Raw genomic sequence first — 15,742 nt, forward strand, 5'->3', positions numbered from 1 at the left:
TGGTAAATAACAGAATAAAACTTAATTTGTATGGTAAAGCTAAAGCAATTAGGATGAATTTCATTTTATTGTTAATGCTTGACCTTAAATTGATTTATAGCACAGTAAGATGGAAAAAAATTATTTAAAACCCGATTATGTTTTTGAAACAAGTTGGGAAGTTTGCAATAAGATGGGCGGTATTCATACTGTTTTATCTACCAAAGCCTCTACCATGGTGGAGAACTTCGGAGAACAAGTTATTTTTATAGGTCCGGATATATATACGGGCAGCAAGTTATCACCAGAATTTGAAACGGACAATACCCTTTTTCCTGAGTGGAAGGAAATGCTTCTGCAAGAAGGCCTTGGCGTTAGAACAGGAAGGTGGAAAGTAGTGGGTAAACCTATTGCGCTATTGATTGACTTTAGTTCTTTCATCCCCCAAAAAAATAATATCTTATCCCGATTTTGGGAGCTGTATAAAGTTGACTCTTTATCGGGCCAATGGGATTATATTGAATCATCCTTGTTTGGGTACGCCGTGGGCAAGGTGATAGAAAGTTTTTATAAGTGCTATCTTAATGTAAATCATAAGGTGATAGCACATTTTAACGAGTGGATGACGGGTAGTGGTGCACTTTATCTAAAAGAGAAGCTACCGCACGTGGGAACGGTTTTTACCACACATGCTACTGTTGTTGGTCGTTCGCTTGCCGGACACGGCGAACCCTTGCACGATAAGCTGCAAAGCTATAATGCCGATGTACGGGCGCACGACCTTGGTGTAGTGGCCAAGCATTCCATGGAAAAAAATTGTGCCCTTAATGTGGATTGCTTTACCACTGTTTCGGAGATTACCGCCCAAGAATGTGCTCAATTTACAGGACGTAAAGTGGACGTTGTTACACCTAACGGTTTTGAGAGCGATTTTGTGCCTAAAGGTAAGGAGTTTGATAAAAGGCGCCAGAATGCGCGCACGCAGTTAAAAAAAGTATCGGAAGCATTGCTCGGTCATAAGATAGCCGATGATGCTCTTTTTGTGGCCAATAGTGGCAGATACGAGTACCGGAATAAAGGTATAGATGTGTTTTTAGACGGGCTAAAAAACCTTAACGACCAAAAGGACTATAAAAGAGAAACCATTGTATTTGTACTGATACCAGCCAACACTTACGGTGCCCGAAAGGACTTAATGGCCAAGCTAAATGGCGAAAATGACAAGGTACTCGAAAACCCTTTTTTAACCCACGGATTGAACGACCTGGGTTACGACCCCATTATCAATAAATTGCAGGATATTCATCTAAATAACGATAAGGACGATAAGGTGAAATTAATTTTTGTGCCCTCGTACCTAAATGGAGATGATGGTATCTTTAACCTTTCTTATTACGACATTATCATTGGGATGGATTTAACTGTTTTTCCATCTTACTACGAACCATGGGGTTATACGCCATTGGAGAGCCTTGCTTTTTGTATCCCCACCATTACCACTAACCTGGCCGGCTTTGGAGTTTGGGCTTCGCAGTTCTCCAAAGGAATCGAAGATGGCGTGGCCATTATCAATCGTAACGACCATAATAATACAGAAACGTCTCTTGCAATAGCTGATACTATTGCCCGCTTTGCTGCGATATCCTCAAGTGAGCTTAAAGAAATAAGAAAAAAAGCCCAGATGATTTCCACTCGTGTAGAATGGAATCTGTTGTTCGAAAACTATTTTAAAGCCTACGATTTTGCCCTTATGGCAGTGGATAGCCGAAAAGATAAGATAGGGGAATTGAAGGTAGAAAAACGTATTCATGTAAAAGCAGAAAAGTCAGCTCTACCCGTATGGAAAAAGCTTTTCATCAGCTCTAAGCTTCCCCAAAGGATACAGAGCCTGCATGAATTGTCCAGAAATCTTTGGTGGACATGGAATTATCAGGCGACTGAGCTATTTGAATCCATCGACCTTGAAACTTGGTACAAGTGTGGTAAAGATCCTATTAAGTTGCTGCAACGTGTTAGTTACGATAAGCTAATTGAGTTGTCGGAGAAAACTGATTTTGTAGAAGAATTGGATCGTGTTTACGCCATGTTCCGCCAATATATGGATCGACCACAAAAAACAGATCCCTCGATTGCTTATTTCAGTATGGAGTACGGCATAAATGACGTGCTTAAAATATATTCAGGTGGACTGGGTGTGTTGGCAGGTGATTATCTGAAAGAAGCCAGTGATTCAGGAGTAAATATGACCGCTGTAGGTCTGTTGTATAAATTCGGCTATTTCAGACAGTCGGTATCGGTACACGGCGACCAGGAGGCCAATTTCGACAGGCAGGAGTTTTCAAATCTGCCTTTAACCGAAGTAACTGGTCCCGATGGTAATCCTATTGTGTTAAAGATGTCGCCTCCCGGAAGAACCGTATATGTGAAGGTATGGCGCGCCGACGTAGGACAAATTCCTTTGTACTTGCTCGACACGGATCATGAACGGAATAACGAAACCGACCGACACATCACCCACAGTTTATATGGAGGAGATTGGGAAAATAGGTTGAAACAAGAGATACTGCTCGGAATGGGAGGTATTCAGCTATTGGACCGCTTAGGTATTAAAACCAACCTTTATCATTGTAACGAAGGGCATGCTGCACTCATTAATGTATCCAGATTGGTAAAGCACGTAGCGAAAGGACGTTCGTTCCCCGAAGCTATGGAAATAGTGCGGGCTTCCTCATTGTTTACCACACACACCCCCGTGCCCGCAGGTCATGATAAATTCGATGAGGACTTGATTCGCGTTTATTTCCGTCATGTACCGGAAAGGTTACAAATATCGTGGGACGATTTTATGGCTTTAGGTCGGGAGAATCCTGAGGATAAACACGAAAAGTTCTCGATGAGTGTGTTGGCCGTAAAAACATCACAGCAAATAAACGGGGTGAGCTGGCTGCATGGCGAAGTGTCGCGCAACATGTTTCAACATCTCTGGAAAGGCTTTTTCCCGGAGGAAGTACCCATTGGCCATGTAACAAATGGTGTTCATTATGGAACTTGGACTTCGGCAGATTTTCAACGACTCTATGAAGAGAAGTTTGATAAAAATTTTAAAAACGACTTGTCTAACAAAGACTATTGGAGGCAAATACAGCATGTTGACGACAAAGACATCTGGAAAGTAAGAACTGGACTTAGAACAAGACTTCTTAATTATGTGAAAAAAAGGATGGCGGCAAACATGGCACAAAGCCATAGTGATCCGGCTCAAATATTAGAGGTGTTGGACGCTATGGATCCGAATGCGCTAACAATTGGTTTTGCGCGTCGATTTGCCACATACAAACGTGCCCATTTGTTATTTACAGATGAACAGCGTCTGTCAGAAATTGTAAACAATCCGGAACGACCGGTTCAATTTCTTTTTGCCGGTAAAGCGCACCCTGCCGATGGCGGCGGGCAGGCATTGATAAAGCGTATAGTGGAAATATCAAAGAAACCTGAGTTCCTGGGTAAAATCATATTTTTGGAAAACTACGATATGAAGCTGGCCAAAAGATTGGTAACAGGTGTTGATATTTGGCTTAATACGCCTACTCGACCACTTGAAGCTTCGGGTACCAGTGGCGAAAAAGCCGAATTAAACGGAGTGCTTAATTTTAGTGTTTTAGACGGTTGGTGGTACGAAGGGTATCGTGAAGGTGCAGGCTGGAGCCTCTCAGATAAAAGGGTTTATGGCGATCAAAAACACCAGGACGAACTGGATGCAGCCATTATTTACGGTATGCTCGAAAATGAGATAGTGCCTTTGTTCTACGATAAAAATGAGTATGGCATATCGCGCGGGTGGATTCAGTATATTAAAAATTCTATTTCGGAAATTGCTCCTACTTACACAACAAAGCGTATGATGGACGATTACCTGGAACGGTTTTATTTAAAGATGGATAGCCAGGTAAAAGAGCTGGTTAAAAATGATTATGCTAAAGTGCATGATATTACTGCATGGAAAAGAAAAGTGAAGTCTAATTGGAATAACGTAGAGGTTGTAAATGTAGATATGCCCGATATTTATACCCATCAGTTGGGTATTGGCGAAATCTATAAAATAAATCTGGTGATAGATTTAAAGGCCTTGGAAGGCATAGACCTATCAGTACAGGTTATTTTTGCTGAAGTAAACAGTGAGGGGGTAGCCAAAATGTTGAGCATTGAGGACTTTGAATTAGTTAAAAGAGAAGGCTCAAAACTTTATTTTTCCATTGCTCATAAATTGAATATTCCGGGGGTGTATAACTTCGGTATTAGGATGTTCCCTGTAAACAAGGATTTAAATATTCAAACAGACATGTCCTGTGTAAGATGGATATAGAAACAGGTGAGCGTGTTGATTAAAAATGCCCAACCGGATATTTATCTGGTTGGGCATTTTGTTTTTTTTAGCTCAGCGTTTTGCCGCTATGGAGGCACGGGTTTAAACATAAAGTAGGATGCCGGAGCCAATATAACCTTGGGGTTCAATGGCATATTATCCTTAATGCTGGGTTCGGCCGTTGTACTATTTCACTCTATAATGAACGACTATGCACCTTGTCTGCTGCATAAGCACATGGAATGCAGAACAGATGGGTATTATAGCATATATATATATGTTAACAATTGATTATTTACGCTACCAGGGTGCCATTCTATCTGAATTGCGCGAAATATTGCTTATCCTTAAATACCTATATATTCTTTTTTTTTATAAATATTTCAGCGATTATAAATTGTTAATCATAAAAATGTGCGTTCACATTTAATTTTAATGTACCCTTTTAGTTGGCAGACGCTCCATTACAAAGGCGGTGCGTGCCGGAATGTAAAGTTTGAGCTGATACTGGTCGCTATTAAAAGGCATACGTTCCGCAAAATAGGTGAGCGATTCATCAACATTAGCATAGCCTCCAAATTTAGAATTATCGGTGCTGAGTATAATACGGTATTTTCCCGCATCTGTAAATATCCCGTAATCGGTATAGGAGTTGCTTGGTGACCAATTAAATATAAAATAGAACCTACCACGCTTAAAACACATCAGTTGATCCGATTCGTTTATGTTAACCCCATAGCAAGGCATGTTGTCGAGTAGAAAATCAGTTTTCGCTTTTTCAATCATTGCTTTATCAAAAGCGGCAAGGTATTTAAATTTAAGTTCGCTATTGTCCATCAATCCCCATTGACGACGCGCGTATTTATACGACCAATTGTTACCCTCCCTGGGGAAGTCGATCCACTCGGGATGACCAAACTCGTTGCCCATAAAATTAAGGTATCCACCATAGGCCGTTGATAGTGTAGCCAAACGGATCATTTTATGTAAGGCCAATCCCCGATCAATGATAAGGCTCTCTGAGGCCAAATCCATTTTATCATACATCTCTTTATCAACCAGACGAAAAATAATGGTTTTGTCGCCTACCAGAGCCTGATCGTGCGACTCGGCATAGGATATGGTTTTTTCTCCATAGCGGTGTTGCGATAGCTCATGGAATATTTGACCTACGTTCCAGTGTTCATCACTGTATTCCTTTATCATTTTTATCCAAAAATCGGGTACTCCCATCGAAAGACGATAGTCAAAACCCAAGCCACCGTCCTGCACTGCACTGGCCAACCCGGGCAGGCCACTCATGTCCTCTGCTACGCTAATGGCATGCGGATTTATATGATGGATCAGTTGGTTGGCTAAGGTGAGGTAGGTCATGGCGTCGGTATCTTCCGTTCCGTTGTAATAATCGGAATAAGAAGAAAAGGAATACTCCAGACCATGGTGTGTATATAACATACTGGTTACCCCATCAAACCGGAATCCATCGAAGTGAAATTCTTCAATCCAGTAGCGACAATTCGAGAGCAGAAACTGCAATACCTCCATTTTTCCGTAGTTAAAACACTTACTGTCCCATGCAGGGTGCTCCCCTCTGGGGCCGTCATGAAAGTATTGATACACGGTGCCGTCAAAGAATGCCAGGCCTTCTTCGCGGTTTTTTACCGCATGCGAATGAACGATGTCCATGATGACGGCAATGCCGTTTTTATGCGCTTCGTTAATTAGGTCTTTCAGCTCTTCGGGTGTTCCAAAACGTGACGAAACAGCAAAATAGTTCGATACGTGATACCCAAAGCTGCCATAATACGGATGTTCCTGAATGGCCATGAGCTGGATAGTGGTGTACCCGGCTTTGATGATACGCGGCAGCACCTTATCCTTAAACTCGGAAAACGTATTCACTTTCTCCTCTTCTGACGACATGCCCACATGCCCTTCGTATATGAGTAGGGGATTTACCTGAGGTATAAAGCCCTGGTCGTCCCATTTATATTTCTCTTGCGGCTGCCATACCTGTGCACTAAATATTTTTGTTTTTTCATCTTGCACCACGCGGTTAATATGCGATGGCAATCGTAATCCGTCGCCACCTTGCCAAAACATATGAAGTTTAAACAAGTCGCCATGCTTTATAACGGATTTGGGGATGAGCACCTCCCAATTGCCATTGTCTTTTTTCTCAAACTCGTACCTCTTGTCGCACAACCATTTGCTAAAGTCGCCGATTAAAAATAGTTGCGTGGCATTAGGTGCCCATTCCCTTAAGCGATAGGCATCACCTATGTCATGCAAGCCATAATAATCGTAACCGCCTGCCATTTGGTACAGATTGCCAAAAATACGGTTTATGTCAGCGAGTGTGGTCTGATAATGTTTAATCCTTTTTTTAATGGCATGCTCAAAAGGCTTTAGCCAAGGGTCGTTTTTTATAAAAGTAGGTGTTTCCATAAAAATATAATAAGGTGTAGTTTGTTATTTATGCCGTTGCTAAAGTTCAATAATGGATCATGCAACGCTAAGATACCGAAGATAGCAACACATTTTGTCAAAGCCCCTATATTTTTAGAAAATTTGATATTTTATTTGCCTTAATAATTGACTGGAGAATTGTAACTTTGTCAGGATTTACTGAAAAAATTTCATGTATTGATATTTATTGGCCATATTACATGTGTTATACCATGATGTATATGCGCCTGTTTTTTCAATCATAAACGATATAAAAATGGATATACAACCTATAAAACAACGTTATGGTGTTATCGGAAATTCCTATGGTCTTAATCGTGCCATTGATGTGGCAGTGCAGGTAGCACCCACGGATTTAACGGTGCTGATAACGGGGGAAAGCGGTACGGGAAAGGAGGTTTTTCCTAAAATTATACATCAGTTTAGCGCCCGGAAGCACGGGCCTTATATTGCAGTTAACTGTGGAGCTATACCTGAGGGAACCATTGATTCCGAGCTTTTTGGCCACGAGAAGGGTTCTTTTACCGGGGCGCTATCGGATAGAAAAGGATATTTTGAAGAAGCCAATAACGGCACTATATTTTTAGATGAGATAGGGGAGCTGCCTTTAGCTACTCAGGTGCGGCTGTTGAGAGTATTAGAAGCCGGCGAATTTATTAAGGTAGGTTCGTCAAAAACCATCAAAACCGACGTGCGCGTTGTGGCAGCCACCAATGTAATGATGGAAAAGGCTACCCATGAAGGTAAATTCCGCGAGGATTTATATTATAGGCTCAGTAGTGTTCCCATCAGCATACCACCCTTAAGGGAGCGGACTGAGGATATATATTTGTTGTTCAGGAAGTTTGCTAATGATTTTGCCGAGCGGTATCGTATGCCGGTTATCAAGTTGCAGCCCGAGGCTAAAGAATTACTGTGCCGTTATCGCTGGCCCGGAAATATACGACAGTTGAAAAACATTACAGAGCAAATATCTGTTATCGAAGAAAATCGTATAATTAGTGGTGATGTGATGCGTAGTTATATTCCATTTAATGAAGGATCGCAATTGCCCGCTGTTATGGAAAATGCTTCGCCAGGGGAAGCCTCTTTTGCCAACGAAAGAGAAATTTTATATAAAGTACTTTTCGACATGAAAAGGGATATGGGTGACCTGAAAAAGTTGGTGCTCGAAATGATTCAACAGGACGGTAGTGTAAATACTAAAGGTGAGAATGCGCATATAATCCAAAAGTTATATCAAGACAAAGATTTTTCGACAACACCGGCCACAAGATCGGATACGCCGTTTATTATAAATAACAGAAAGGAACGCGACTTAAACGACCGTATTGAAGATACAGAGGAGTTTGTGGAGGAATCCCTGTCGCTGGAGGAACAGGAAATTGAGCTGATTAAAAAAGCTTTGGATAAATACAACGGCAAACGTAAATATGCCGCACAAGAGCTCGGCATTTCCGAGCGCACGCTTTACAGAAAAATTAAAGAGCATAGTATAACTAACTAACTCGGTAAAGCTGTGTTACTATTTGCTTTCGGCGTATTCAGCTTGGGCTGTAATCACTTCGTATAACAGATGATTCAGAGCTAAATGCCGTGAGGGCCGGCCGGGGTCCGGGCAGAGTAGATTCTATGATATTGAATTGGGTTTTTACGGGGAAATGCAGATAGTTAATTTATAATGATAATAGCTTGTTGAAAAATAGATAATTTTATGAAACAAATACTGCTTGGCCTAATCCTGATTGCAGGACTAACGGCTTGTTCGGTTCGTTTTACTTTGAAAGGTTCCTCGGTACCCGACAACCTGAATACTTTTACCGTACAATATTTCGAAAACAGAGCACCCCTTATAAATCCCACACTGAGCCAGAGCTTTACTGAAGCATTAAAAGACAGGGTAACCCGTGAATCGAGATTAGTTTTGGAAGCTGAAAATGGTGACGTCGATTTTTCGGGTGAGATTACCGGATACAGTATTCGACCAATGGCTATTCAGGCGGATGCGCTATCGGCCGAAACACGTCTGACGGTATCGGTAAAAGTGAGGTATAGGAATTTTAAAAACCCAAAGGATAATTGGGAATCGCAATTTAGTGCTTACGAAGATTATCCGAGCGAACAAAACATTAACGATATAGAGGCAGAACTGACTACCCTTATTATTGAGCAGTTGACAGAAGATATTTTTAACAAGGCTTTTTCGGATTGGTAGAATAATGAATAAAAAACACTTTATTAAGATATTGAAAAATCCGGATCGGCTTAATGATAGTACGCTAAGCGGGATAAGGGAAATTGTAGAAGAGTATCCTTTTTTTCAGATAGGCCGAATGTTATGGCTTAAAAACTTGCATAAGTTACACAGCATTAAGTACAATAGTGAGCTCAAAATGGGGGCTGCTTATATTGCCGACCGCGCAAAGCTTTATCAACTTATTAATAATGTTACCAAAGCGGGTGCTAGGTTAAGCCAAGGCAATGTGGATGTATCTAACGAGCAAGATACAGGGGATGCAGGACAACAACAAAAGCAACAAACCAAAACTGCGGGCACAAACCAAAACAGTAGGGATAGTGAAGCTGTATGGCCGCGAACTGCGTCTGATAACTATTTAAATGCCTCCGAAGAATTTACAGATGAGGATGGCTCTTCCTATCGTTTCTCCTTCAACCCTACATCTGAGCTAAAGACTCCAAAGGACAGCGAGGATGTGCTGTTTCCGGCAGCCGATTTGTTAGATTACGAAATAACATCCTCAAGGGGTTATACTTTGCCCAAAGTAAGTGATTTGGAAGTGGATCCTGAGGAAAATCGTTCATTCTCCGATTGGCTTCATATTATGCATTATTCTGCACCAAAGCAAAAAGAAGATAACACGCAGCAGCCGAAAAAAGGAATGGATTTAATAGACAACTTTTTAAATGCCAAACCAGAAATACTTCCCCAACCCGATGCCAAGGTAAAAGAAAAGGACCTGGGGCATAAGAGTGTAAGCCCGCAGGAAGAGATTTTGTCCGAAACAATGGCTAAAATATATATCAAACAGGGAAATAAAAGTAAAGCAATCGCAATTTTTGAAAAGTTACGCTTGAAATATCCTGAAAAAAGTGTTTACTTTGCACGTCAAATTACGGAGTTAAAAGAAAATTAATATTTTAAAATAACAAAAAGATATGTATTCAGTTATATCTGTACTGGTAATCATCGTAAGTATCGCATTAATACTCATTGTGTTAGTTCAGGATTCAAAAGGAGGAGGCCTGGCTTCTAACTTCTCTTCATCAAACCAAATAATGGGTGTTCGCAAAACAACGGATTTTTTAGGAAAAGCAACATGGTATTTGGCTGGTGGATTGTTGGTGTTATCACTGGTGGCGGTGATGGTACTTGAAAAGCCGGGTGCTGCCGGAGATGCTGATTTAGATGAAAAGCTGAATCAAATTGCTCAACCGCAAAGCGAATTGCCTAGCTTCCCATCTTCAACTCCAATAGAAGATGCTGGTGAAGAAGAATAGGTGGTAAGAACTTTAAAAATATTAAAGTGTCGGTATATTTAATATATCGGCACTTTTTTTTGCCTGTATTTCTCAGAAGGCAGATTCTGCCAGTTGTGACAAGGCATCTACTTTTGTCACTTGCTTTGTCAGTGTTGTGCAAAATTGTCAGTACGAAACGGAAAAAAAGGCTCATTTTGCAATTGGCACAGTTTGTGAAAACTCCCATCGCAGCAATTAAAATTCGATTGTTTAACTTTTAAATCATTTTAAATATGTCACAAGTAAAAGGAAAAGTACTTGCCGGTAAAGTTCTGGTAAAGCCACAAGCTGCTGAAACCAAAACCGCAAGTGGAATCATTATCCCCGATTCAGCTAAAGAAAAGCCACTTCAGGGAGAAGTAATTTTAGTAGGTGCAGAAAAAAAAGATGAGAAAATGGAAGTTGCCGTCGGCGACCTTGTTCTTTACGGAAAATATGCAGGAACAGAATTGAGTATCGACGGACAGGATTATCTGTTGATTTCTCAATCAGACGTATTATTTATAAAGTAATCAACTAACAAGATAAAGCTTAAAAAAATGGCTAAAGAAATTAAATTTGATATTGAAGCCCGCGACCTTTTAAAGCAAGGGATCGACGAACTGGCAAATGCGGTAAAAATTACCTTGGGCCCTAAGGGTAGAAATGTGATCATCGATAAAAAATTTGGCGCACCGGCAATTACCAAAGATGGTGTTAGCGTGGCCAAAGAAATTGAACTAAAGGATCCTTACTCCAATATGGGTGCGCAAATGGTGAAGGAAGTAGCCTCAAAAACTGCCGACAATGCAGGTGACGGTACTACCACGGCAACTGTTTTGGCGCAATCAATCGTTAACGTTGGATTAAAAAACGTTACTGCAGGCGCTAACCCAATGGAGCTTAAAGCAGGTATCGATAAAGCAGTTAAGGCGGTTAAAGAAAGTATTACCGCACAATCTAAGGAAATTGGCGACCACTTAGAAAAAATTGAGCAGGTAGCCAAGGTGTCTGCCAACAACGATGCCGAAATTGGCAGGTTGATTGCAGAAGCCATGGAGAAAGTTGGTCAGGAAGGTGTGATTACCGTGGAAGAAGCTAAAGGTATAGAAACAACGGTTGAAGTGGTGGAAGGTATGCAGTTCGACAGAGGCTATATCTCTCCTTATTTTGTGACCAATACCGAGAAAATGGAGGCCGAATTGGAGAATCCTTACATCCTTATCCACGATAAAAAGATTTCTACCATGAAGGATCTGTTGCCCGTATTGGAAGCTACCGCCCAAACAGGCCGTCCTTTATTGATTATTGCGGAGGATATTGACGGGGAAGCTCTGGCTACGCTTGTGGTAAACCGTTTGCGCGGATCGTTAAAAGTGGCGGCGGTTAAAGCTCCCGGGTTTGGCGACAGAAGAAAAGAGATGTTACAGGATATAGCTATTCTTACCAATGGTACTTTAATTACCGAAGAGGTTGGTTTGTCGCTTGAGCAGGCAACACTCGAAATGTTAGGGGAAGCCGAAAAAGTATCGATAGACAAAGAAAATACAACTGTTGTTAACGGTGCCGGCGGAAAAGAAGTAATCAGCGAAAGAACAGATCAAATAAAAGCGCAAATTGCTAATACTACCTCCGATTACGATAAAGAAAAACTACAAGAGCGTTTGGCCAAGTTGGCAGGCGGTGTGGCTGTATTGTACGTGGGTGCGGCCTCCGAAATGGAGATGAAAGAGAAAAAAGACCGTGTGGATGATGCTTTAAGTGCAACACGCGCTGCCGTTGAGGAAGGTATCGTTCCGGGTGGTGGTGTCGCATTTATTCGTGCCATACAAGCATTAGAGGGATTAAAAGGTGAAACAGATGACGAATCTACAGGTATTGAGATAGTGAAAAGAGCTATTGAGGAGCCATTGCGTCAGATTGTTACCAATGCAGGTAAAGAGGGTGCTGTTATTGTACAAAAAGTGAAAGAAGGAAAAGACGACTATGGTTACAATGCTCGTGTAGACGAATACCAGAATTTCTTTTCGTCAGGTGTTATAGATCCAGCTAAAGTAACCCGTATTGCACTGGAGAACGCAGCTTCTATTGCCGGAATGTTCCTGACAACAGAGTGTGTTATTGTTGATGCTGCCGAGGATGAGCCTGTGGCGCCACCAATGGGTGGTGGAATGGGCGGAGGAATGCCCGGTATGATGTAAAAAAAACATAAATTTATATCTGCTGTTATGCCGATAGTTAAGTAAAAGCCCCGATAGAAGGAAGGGCTTGGCGCTAATGTAAAAAAATCGGCATTATGCAGGAGACTATTTAGAATTTAGTTTTAAGTGGTCTGGAGATTACATTCAAGCCGATACGATAAAAATCGTATCGGCTTTTGTGTGTGAATTAAAATTATTGGTATTACCGTAAGTAAAATTTATACATGGAATAGATGGGCTAAAATATGGATGATTCTGTGCGTGTTGTAAATAACTCCAAAAACTTTATGCCCCTATATGAGTTACCCTTTGTGTTTAGTTTAGGGCTCCAAACTGCAATGCTGTATTTATCGGGGAAAATAGTGATGATGCCGCCGCCAACACCACTCTTGCCGGGTAATCCAACAGTAAATGAAAACTCCCCCGATTCATCATAAAAGCCACAAGTTTGCATTAAGGCATTCATGCGTTTGGCCTGACTCAGATTTACAATTTGTTGGCCATGGACGTTGCGGAAGTTATCATCAGCAAAAAATAAAAAGCTTTGGGCGAGCTCCTGACAGGTCATTTGGAGCGAACACATAGTAAAATAAAAATCGAGCACCCTTTGTGGCGAATTGTAAATGTTATTATACGATTTTATAAAATTACAAATGGCAATGTTCCTGTAGCCTACTGCTTTTTCTGATTCGGCGATGGATTTGTTGTAATTGATGGCTGTGTTCCCGTTGATATCGTGAATAAATTGAAGGAATTCCTTTTCAGGTTCTTTAAAGGCACTTACCAGCATATCTGCAACCACTAATGCGCCGCCGTTGATAAAGGGATTTCGCGGAATGCCATTGTCGTATTCTAATTGAATGAGCGAGTTAAAAGACGAGCCGGAGGGTTCAACGCCTACACGCTCCCATACTTTTGCACCCAATAGTTTGTATGCAAGGCACAAAGAGAGCACTTTGGCGATACTCTGTATAGAAAATTTAACATACCTGTCGCCCGTGCCAAACTCCTGGCGGTCGCATGTAATTAAATGAACACCAAACCTTTCGTCGTCTACCCTGTCCAGTTCGGGAATATAGGAAGCGGCCAGGCCAATATTGCCTCCAGATTTAATTTGATGATAAATATCGTTGATGATTTGTTGATAGGGCATAGCGTATTTTTGTTTAGCAAATAAATAAACATCGAATACAAAAAAAATGACTTTTGGAGGTGGATGGCGCTAAAATTTCACGCAGAATTTTTTTATAGAATACAGGTCATATTTCCTTATCTTCACCCACTCAAACATGGCACATTTGAAAAAGTACCTGCACATATTAAAAAAATACTGGGGCTTCGATGAATTTCGTTCGTTACAGGATCAAATTATTCAGTCAATCGGATCCGGAAAAGATACCCTGGGTTTAATGCCCACGGGAGGAGGCAAGTCTATTACTTTTCAGGTTCCGGCGCTGGCTATGGAAGGTATTTGCCTGGTGGTTACGCCATTGGTGGCTTTGATGAAAGATCAGGTGCTTAACTTGCGCCAAAAGAATATAAAGGCCATGGCTGTTTATTCGGGGCTTACCCGTGAAGAGATTAATACAGCCTACGATAATTGTATTTTTGGCGATTATAAATTCCTGTACCTCTCGCCGGAACGTTTGTCGAGTCCATTGTTTTTAGAAAAACTGGTACACTTTAAGGTGAGTATGATAGTGGTTGACGAGGCACATTGTATCAGCCAATGGGGTTACGATTTTCGGCCGTCCTATCTGAAAATTGCAGAGCTACGTAAAGAGTTGCCGGGTGTTCCCATGCTGGCCTTAACGGCAACAGCTACGCCACAAGTAGCCAACGATATACAGGAGCGGCTGCTTTTTGAGAAAAAAAACCTGTTCCAAAAAAGTTTTGAGCGCGAAAACCTCGCCTACATAGTACGCCAAACCGATGATAAATTAAATCAATTAATAAAAATTATTAAGTCCGTTAAGGGCTGTACGGTGGTGTTTGTACGTAATCGTAAAAAAACCAAGGAATATGCCGAGCGTTTAATCGAAAATGGTATTTCTGCCCATTATTATCATGCCGGACTTGCCTATAAATCAAAGGATATAAAGCAAAAGGAATGGATGAGTGATCAAGTACAGGTAATGGTGTGTACCAATGCTTTTGGTATGGGCATCGATAAACCCAATGTACGTTTGGTGGTTCACATAGATGCTCCTGATAGTATTGAGGCTTATTTTCAGGAGGCGGGCAGGGCAGGTAGAGACGGTAAAAAAGCCTATGCTGTGCTGCTATGGGCACCTGCCGATAAAATCCGGCTAAAAAAGAATGTAAAGGTTTCCTTTCCAGAAAAGGAGGTTGTTTTTAGGGTTTATAATGCACTCGGTAATTTTTTTCAGTTAGCCGCAGGGCATGGCGAAGATAGTGTGCACGATTTTAATATGGTGCAATTTTGTAAGGCATATCATTTTAACCTACTCACTGTGTTTAATAGTCTTAAAATATTGCAGCGAGCCGGTTACATCGAATACAGCGAAGAGGCCAACCTGCCTTCAAGGGCACATTTTATGGTGCAAAAAGTGGAGTTGTATAACTTTCAGGTTAAAAACAAACAGTTCGACTCTTTTATTAAGCTTTTATTGCGCTCTTATACCGGCTTTTTTACCGAGTATGTGCTCATAAATGAACAACTCCTTGCGCAACGAGCCAATGTGTCCGTCGATTTGATTTATCAATATCTCAACAAACTCAATCATCTTAAAATAATCCATTATATCCCTCACAAAAAAACACCTTTGATTCAATTTATACGGTCTCGCGAAGAGTTGCGTTACATGAAATTACCGCACGAGGTGTATCGCGACCGCAAAAAACAATACGAAGAAAGAGTACAGTCTGTGATAGAGTACGCCGAATATACGCACGTTTGTCGTAGCTGTTTTCTGTTGCATTATTTTGGGCAAAAAAATAAGCATGACTGTGGGCAATGCGATGTGTGCATCGAAAAAAAGAAACGTGGATTGAGCAATAAACAGGCCGATGAAATAGAAGCCCTGCTAAAAAAGACACTATCTACCCCTACCGCTTTCATTCAAATAGAAAGTGCGCTGAATCTTCCGGAAAGTAAATGGTTGGATATATTTAATTGGTTGGCTGATAACCAAATTATTTATCCGCTTGATGACGGGATGTGGCAATGTAAATAAAATGTTAAGTGAAG

At 41.2% G+C, this 15,742-nt stretch carries 10 protein-coding genes; 8 read left to right on the forward strand and 2 right to left on the reverse strand.

Annotated elements, in window-relative coordinates:
* Positions 1–109: 109 nt before the first annotated feature.
* On the forward strand, positions 110–4,342 hold the full coding sequence (gene glgP, locus FN809_RS06250; RefSeq protein WP_142532632.1) for an alpha-glucan family phosphorylase: 4,233 nt from the start codon (positions 110–112) through the stop codon (positions 4,340–4,342).
* Positions 4,343–4,774: 432 nt separating this feature from the next.
* Here the strand turns inward: glgP and FN809_RS06255 are convergent, their stop codons facing one another.
* Positions 4,775–6,790, reverse strand: a complete 2,016-nt coding sequence (locus FN809_RS06255) for an alpha-amylase family glycosyl hydrolase (protein ID WP_142532633.1) — start codon at positions 6,788–6,790, stop codon at positions 4,775–4,777.
* Between the two features lie 277 nt (positions 6,791–7,067).
* Here FN809_RS06255 and FN809_RS06260 point away from each other — a divergent pair, with 277 nt between their 5' ends.
* The 6 genes from FN809_RS06260 (at position 7,068) to groL (ending at position 12,531) form a co-directional block, all read left to right on the forward strand.
* Positions 7,068–8,318: a sigma-54 interaction domain-containing protein gene (locus FN809_RS06260; protein WP_142532634.1), complete on the forward strand. Its 1,251-nt coding sequence runs from the start codon at positions 7,068–7,070 to the stop codon at positions 8,316–8,318.
* 207 nt (positions 8,319–8,525) lie between these two features.
* A complete protein-coding gene (locus tag FN809_RS06265; protein WP_142532635.1) occupies positions 8,526–9,026 on the forward strand; it encodes an LptE family protein in 501 nt (166 codons plus the stop codon).
* A 4-nt stretch (positions 9,027–9,030) separates the two neighbouring features.
* Positions 9,031–9,966 (forward strand): tetratricopeptide repeat protein, encoded by a 936-nt coding sequence (locus FN809_RS06270; RefSeq protein WP_142532636.1) that lies wholly within the window; start codon positions 9,031–9,033, stop codon positions 9,964–9,966.
* Positions 9,967–9,988: 22 nt separating this feature from the next.
* Entirely contained in the window at positions 9,989–10,330 is a 342-nt protein-coding gene (secG, locus tag FN809_RS06275) for a preprotein translocase subunit SecG (protein WP_142532637.1), read from the forward strand.
* A 254-nt stretch (positions 10,331–10,584) separates the two neighbouring features.
* Positions 10,585–10,863: a co-chaperone GroES gene (locus FN809_RS06280; protein WP_142532638.1), complete on the forward strand. Its 279-nt coding sequence runs from the start codon at positions 10,585–10,587 to the stop codon at positions 10,861–10,863.
* A gap of 27 nt (positions 10,864–10,890) precedes the next feature.
* Positions 10,891–12,531 (forward strand): chaperonin GroEL, encoded by a 1,641-nt coding sequence (gene groL, locus FN809_RS06285; protein ID WP_142532639.1) that lies wholly within the window; start codon positions 10,891–10,893, stop codon positions 12,529–12,531.
* A gap of 238 nt (positions 12,532–12,769) precedes the next feature.
* Here the strand turns inward: groL and FN809_RS06290 are convergent, their stop codons facing one another.
* Positions 12,770–13,684 carry a glutaminase gene (locus FN809_RS06290; protein WP_142532640.1) on the reverse strand — a complete coding sequence of 305 codons (915 nt, stop codon included), beginning with the start codon at positions 13,682–13,684 and terminating at the stop codon, positions 12,770–12,772.
* Positions 13,685–13,820: 136 nt separating this feature from the next.
* On the opposite strand from FN809_RS06290, the gene FN809_RS06295 reads away from it, so the two are divergent.
* Positions 13,821–15,728 carry a RecQ family ATP-dependent DNA helicase gene (locus FN809_RS06295; RefSeq protein ID WP_142532641.1) on the forward strand — a complete coding sequence of 636 codons (1,908 nt, stop codon included), beginning with the start codon at positions 13,821–13,823 and terminating at the stop codon, positions 15,726–15,728.
* Positions 15,729–15,742: the final 14 nt, after the last annotated feature.

This window comes from Saccharicrinis carchari (assembly GCF_900182605.1).
GTDB classification, from domain to species: domain Bacteria; phylum Bacteroidota; class Bacteroidia; order Bacteroidales; family Marinilabiliaceae; genus Saccharicrinis; species Saccharicrinis carchari.

Bases quoted from the DNA above. Each gene is read 5' to 3' on its own strand.
- FN809_RS06295 (WP_142532641.1), top strand. From the start codon at position 13,821: ATGGCACATTTGAAAAAGTACCTGCACATATTAAAAAAATACTGGGGC.
- FN809_RS06270 (WP_142532636.1), top strand. From the start codon at position 9,031: ATGAATAAAAAACACTTTATTAAGATATTGAAAAATCCGGATCGGCTT.
- FN809_RS06280 (WP_142532638.1), top strand. From the start codon at position 10,585: ATGTCACAAGTAAAAGGAAAAGTACTTGCCGGTAAAGTTCTGGTAAAG.
- glgP (WP_142532632.1), top strand. From the start codon at position 110: ATGGAAAAAAATTATTTAAAACCCGATTATGTTTTTGAAACAAGTTGG.
- groL (WP_142532639.1), top strand. From the start codon at position 10,891: ATGGCTAAAGAAATTAAATTTGATATTGAAGCCCGCGACCTTTTAAAG.
- FN809_RS06265 (WP_142532635.1), top strand. From the start codon at position 8,526: ATGAAACAAATACTGCTTGGCCTAATCCTGATTGCAGGACTAACGGCT.
- FN809_RS06290 (WP_142532640.1), bottom strand. From the start codon at position 13,684: ATGCCCTATCAACAAATCATCAACGATATTTATCATCAAATTAAATCT.
- FN809_RS06255 (WP_142532633.1), bottom strand. From the start codon at position 6,790: ATGGAAACACCTACTTTTATAAAAAACGACCCTTGGCTAAAGCCTTTT.
- secG (WP_142532637.1), top strand. From the start codon at position 9,989: ATGTATTCAGTTATATCTGTACTGGTAATCATCGTAAGTATCGCATTA.
- FN809_RS06260 (WP_142532634.1), top strand. From the start codon at position 7,068: ATGGATATACAACCTATAAAACAACGTTATGGTGTTATCGGAAATTCC.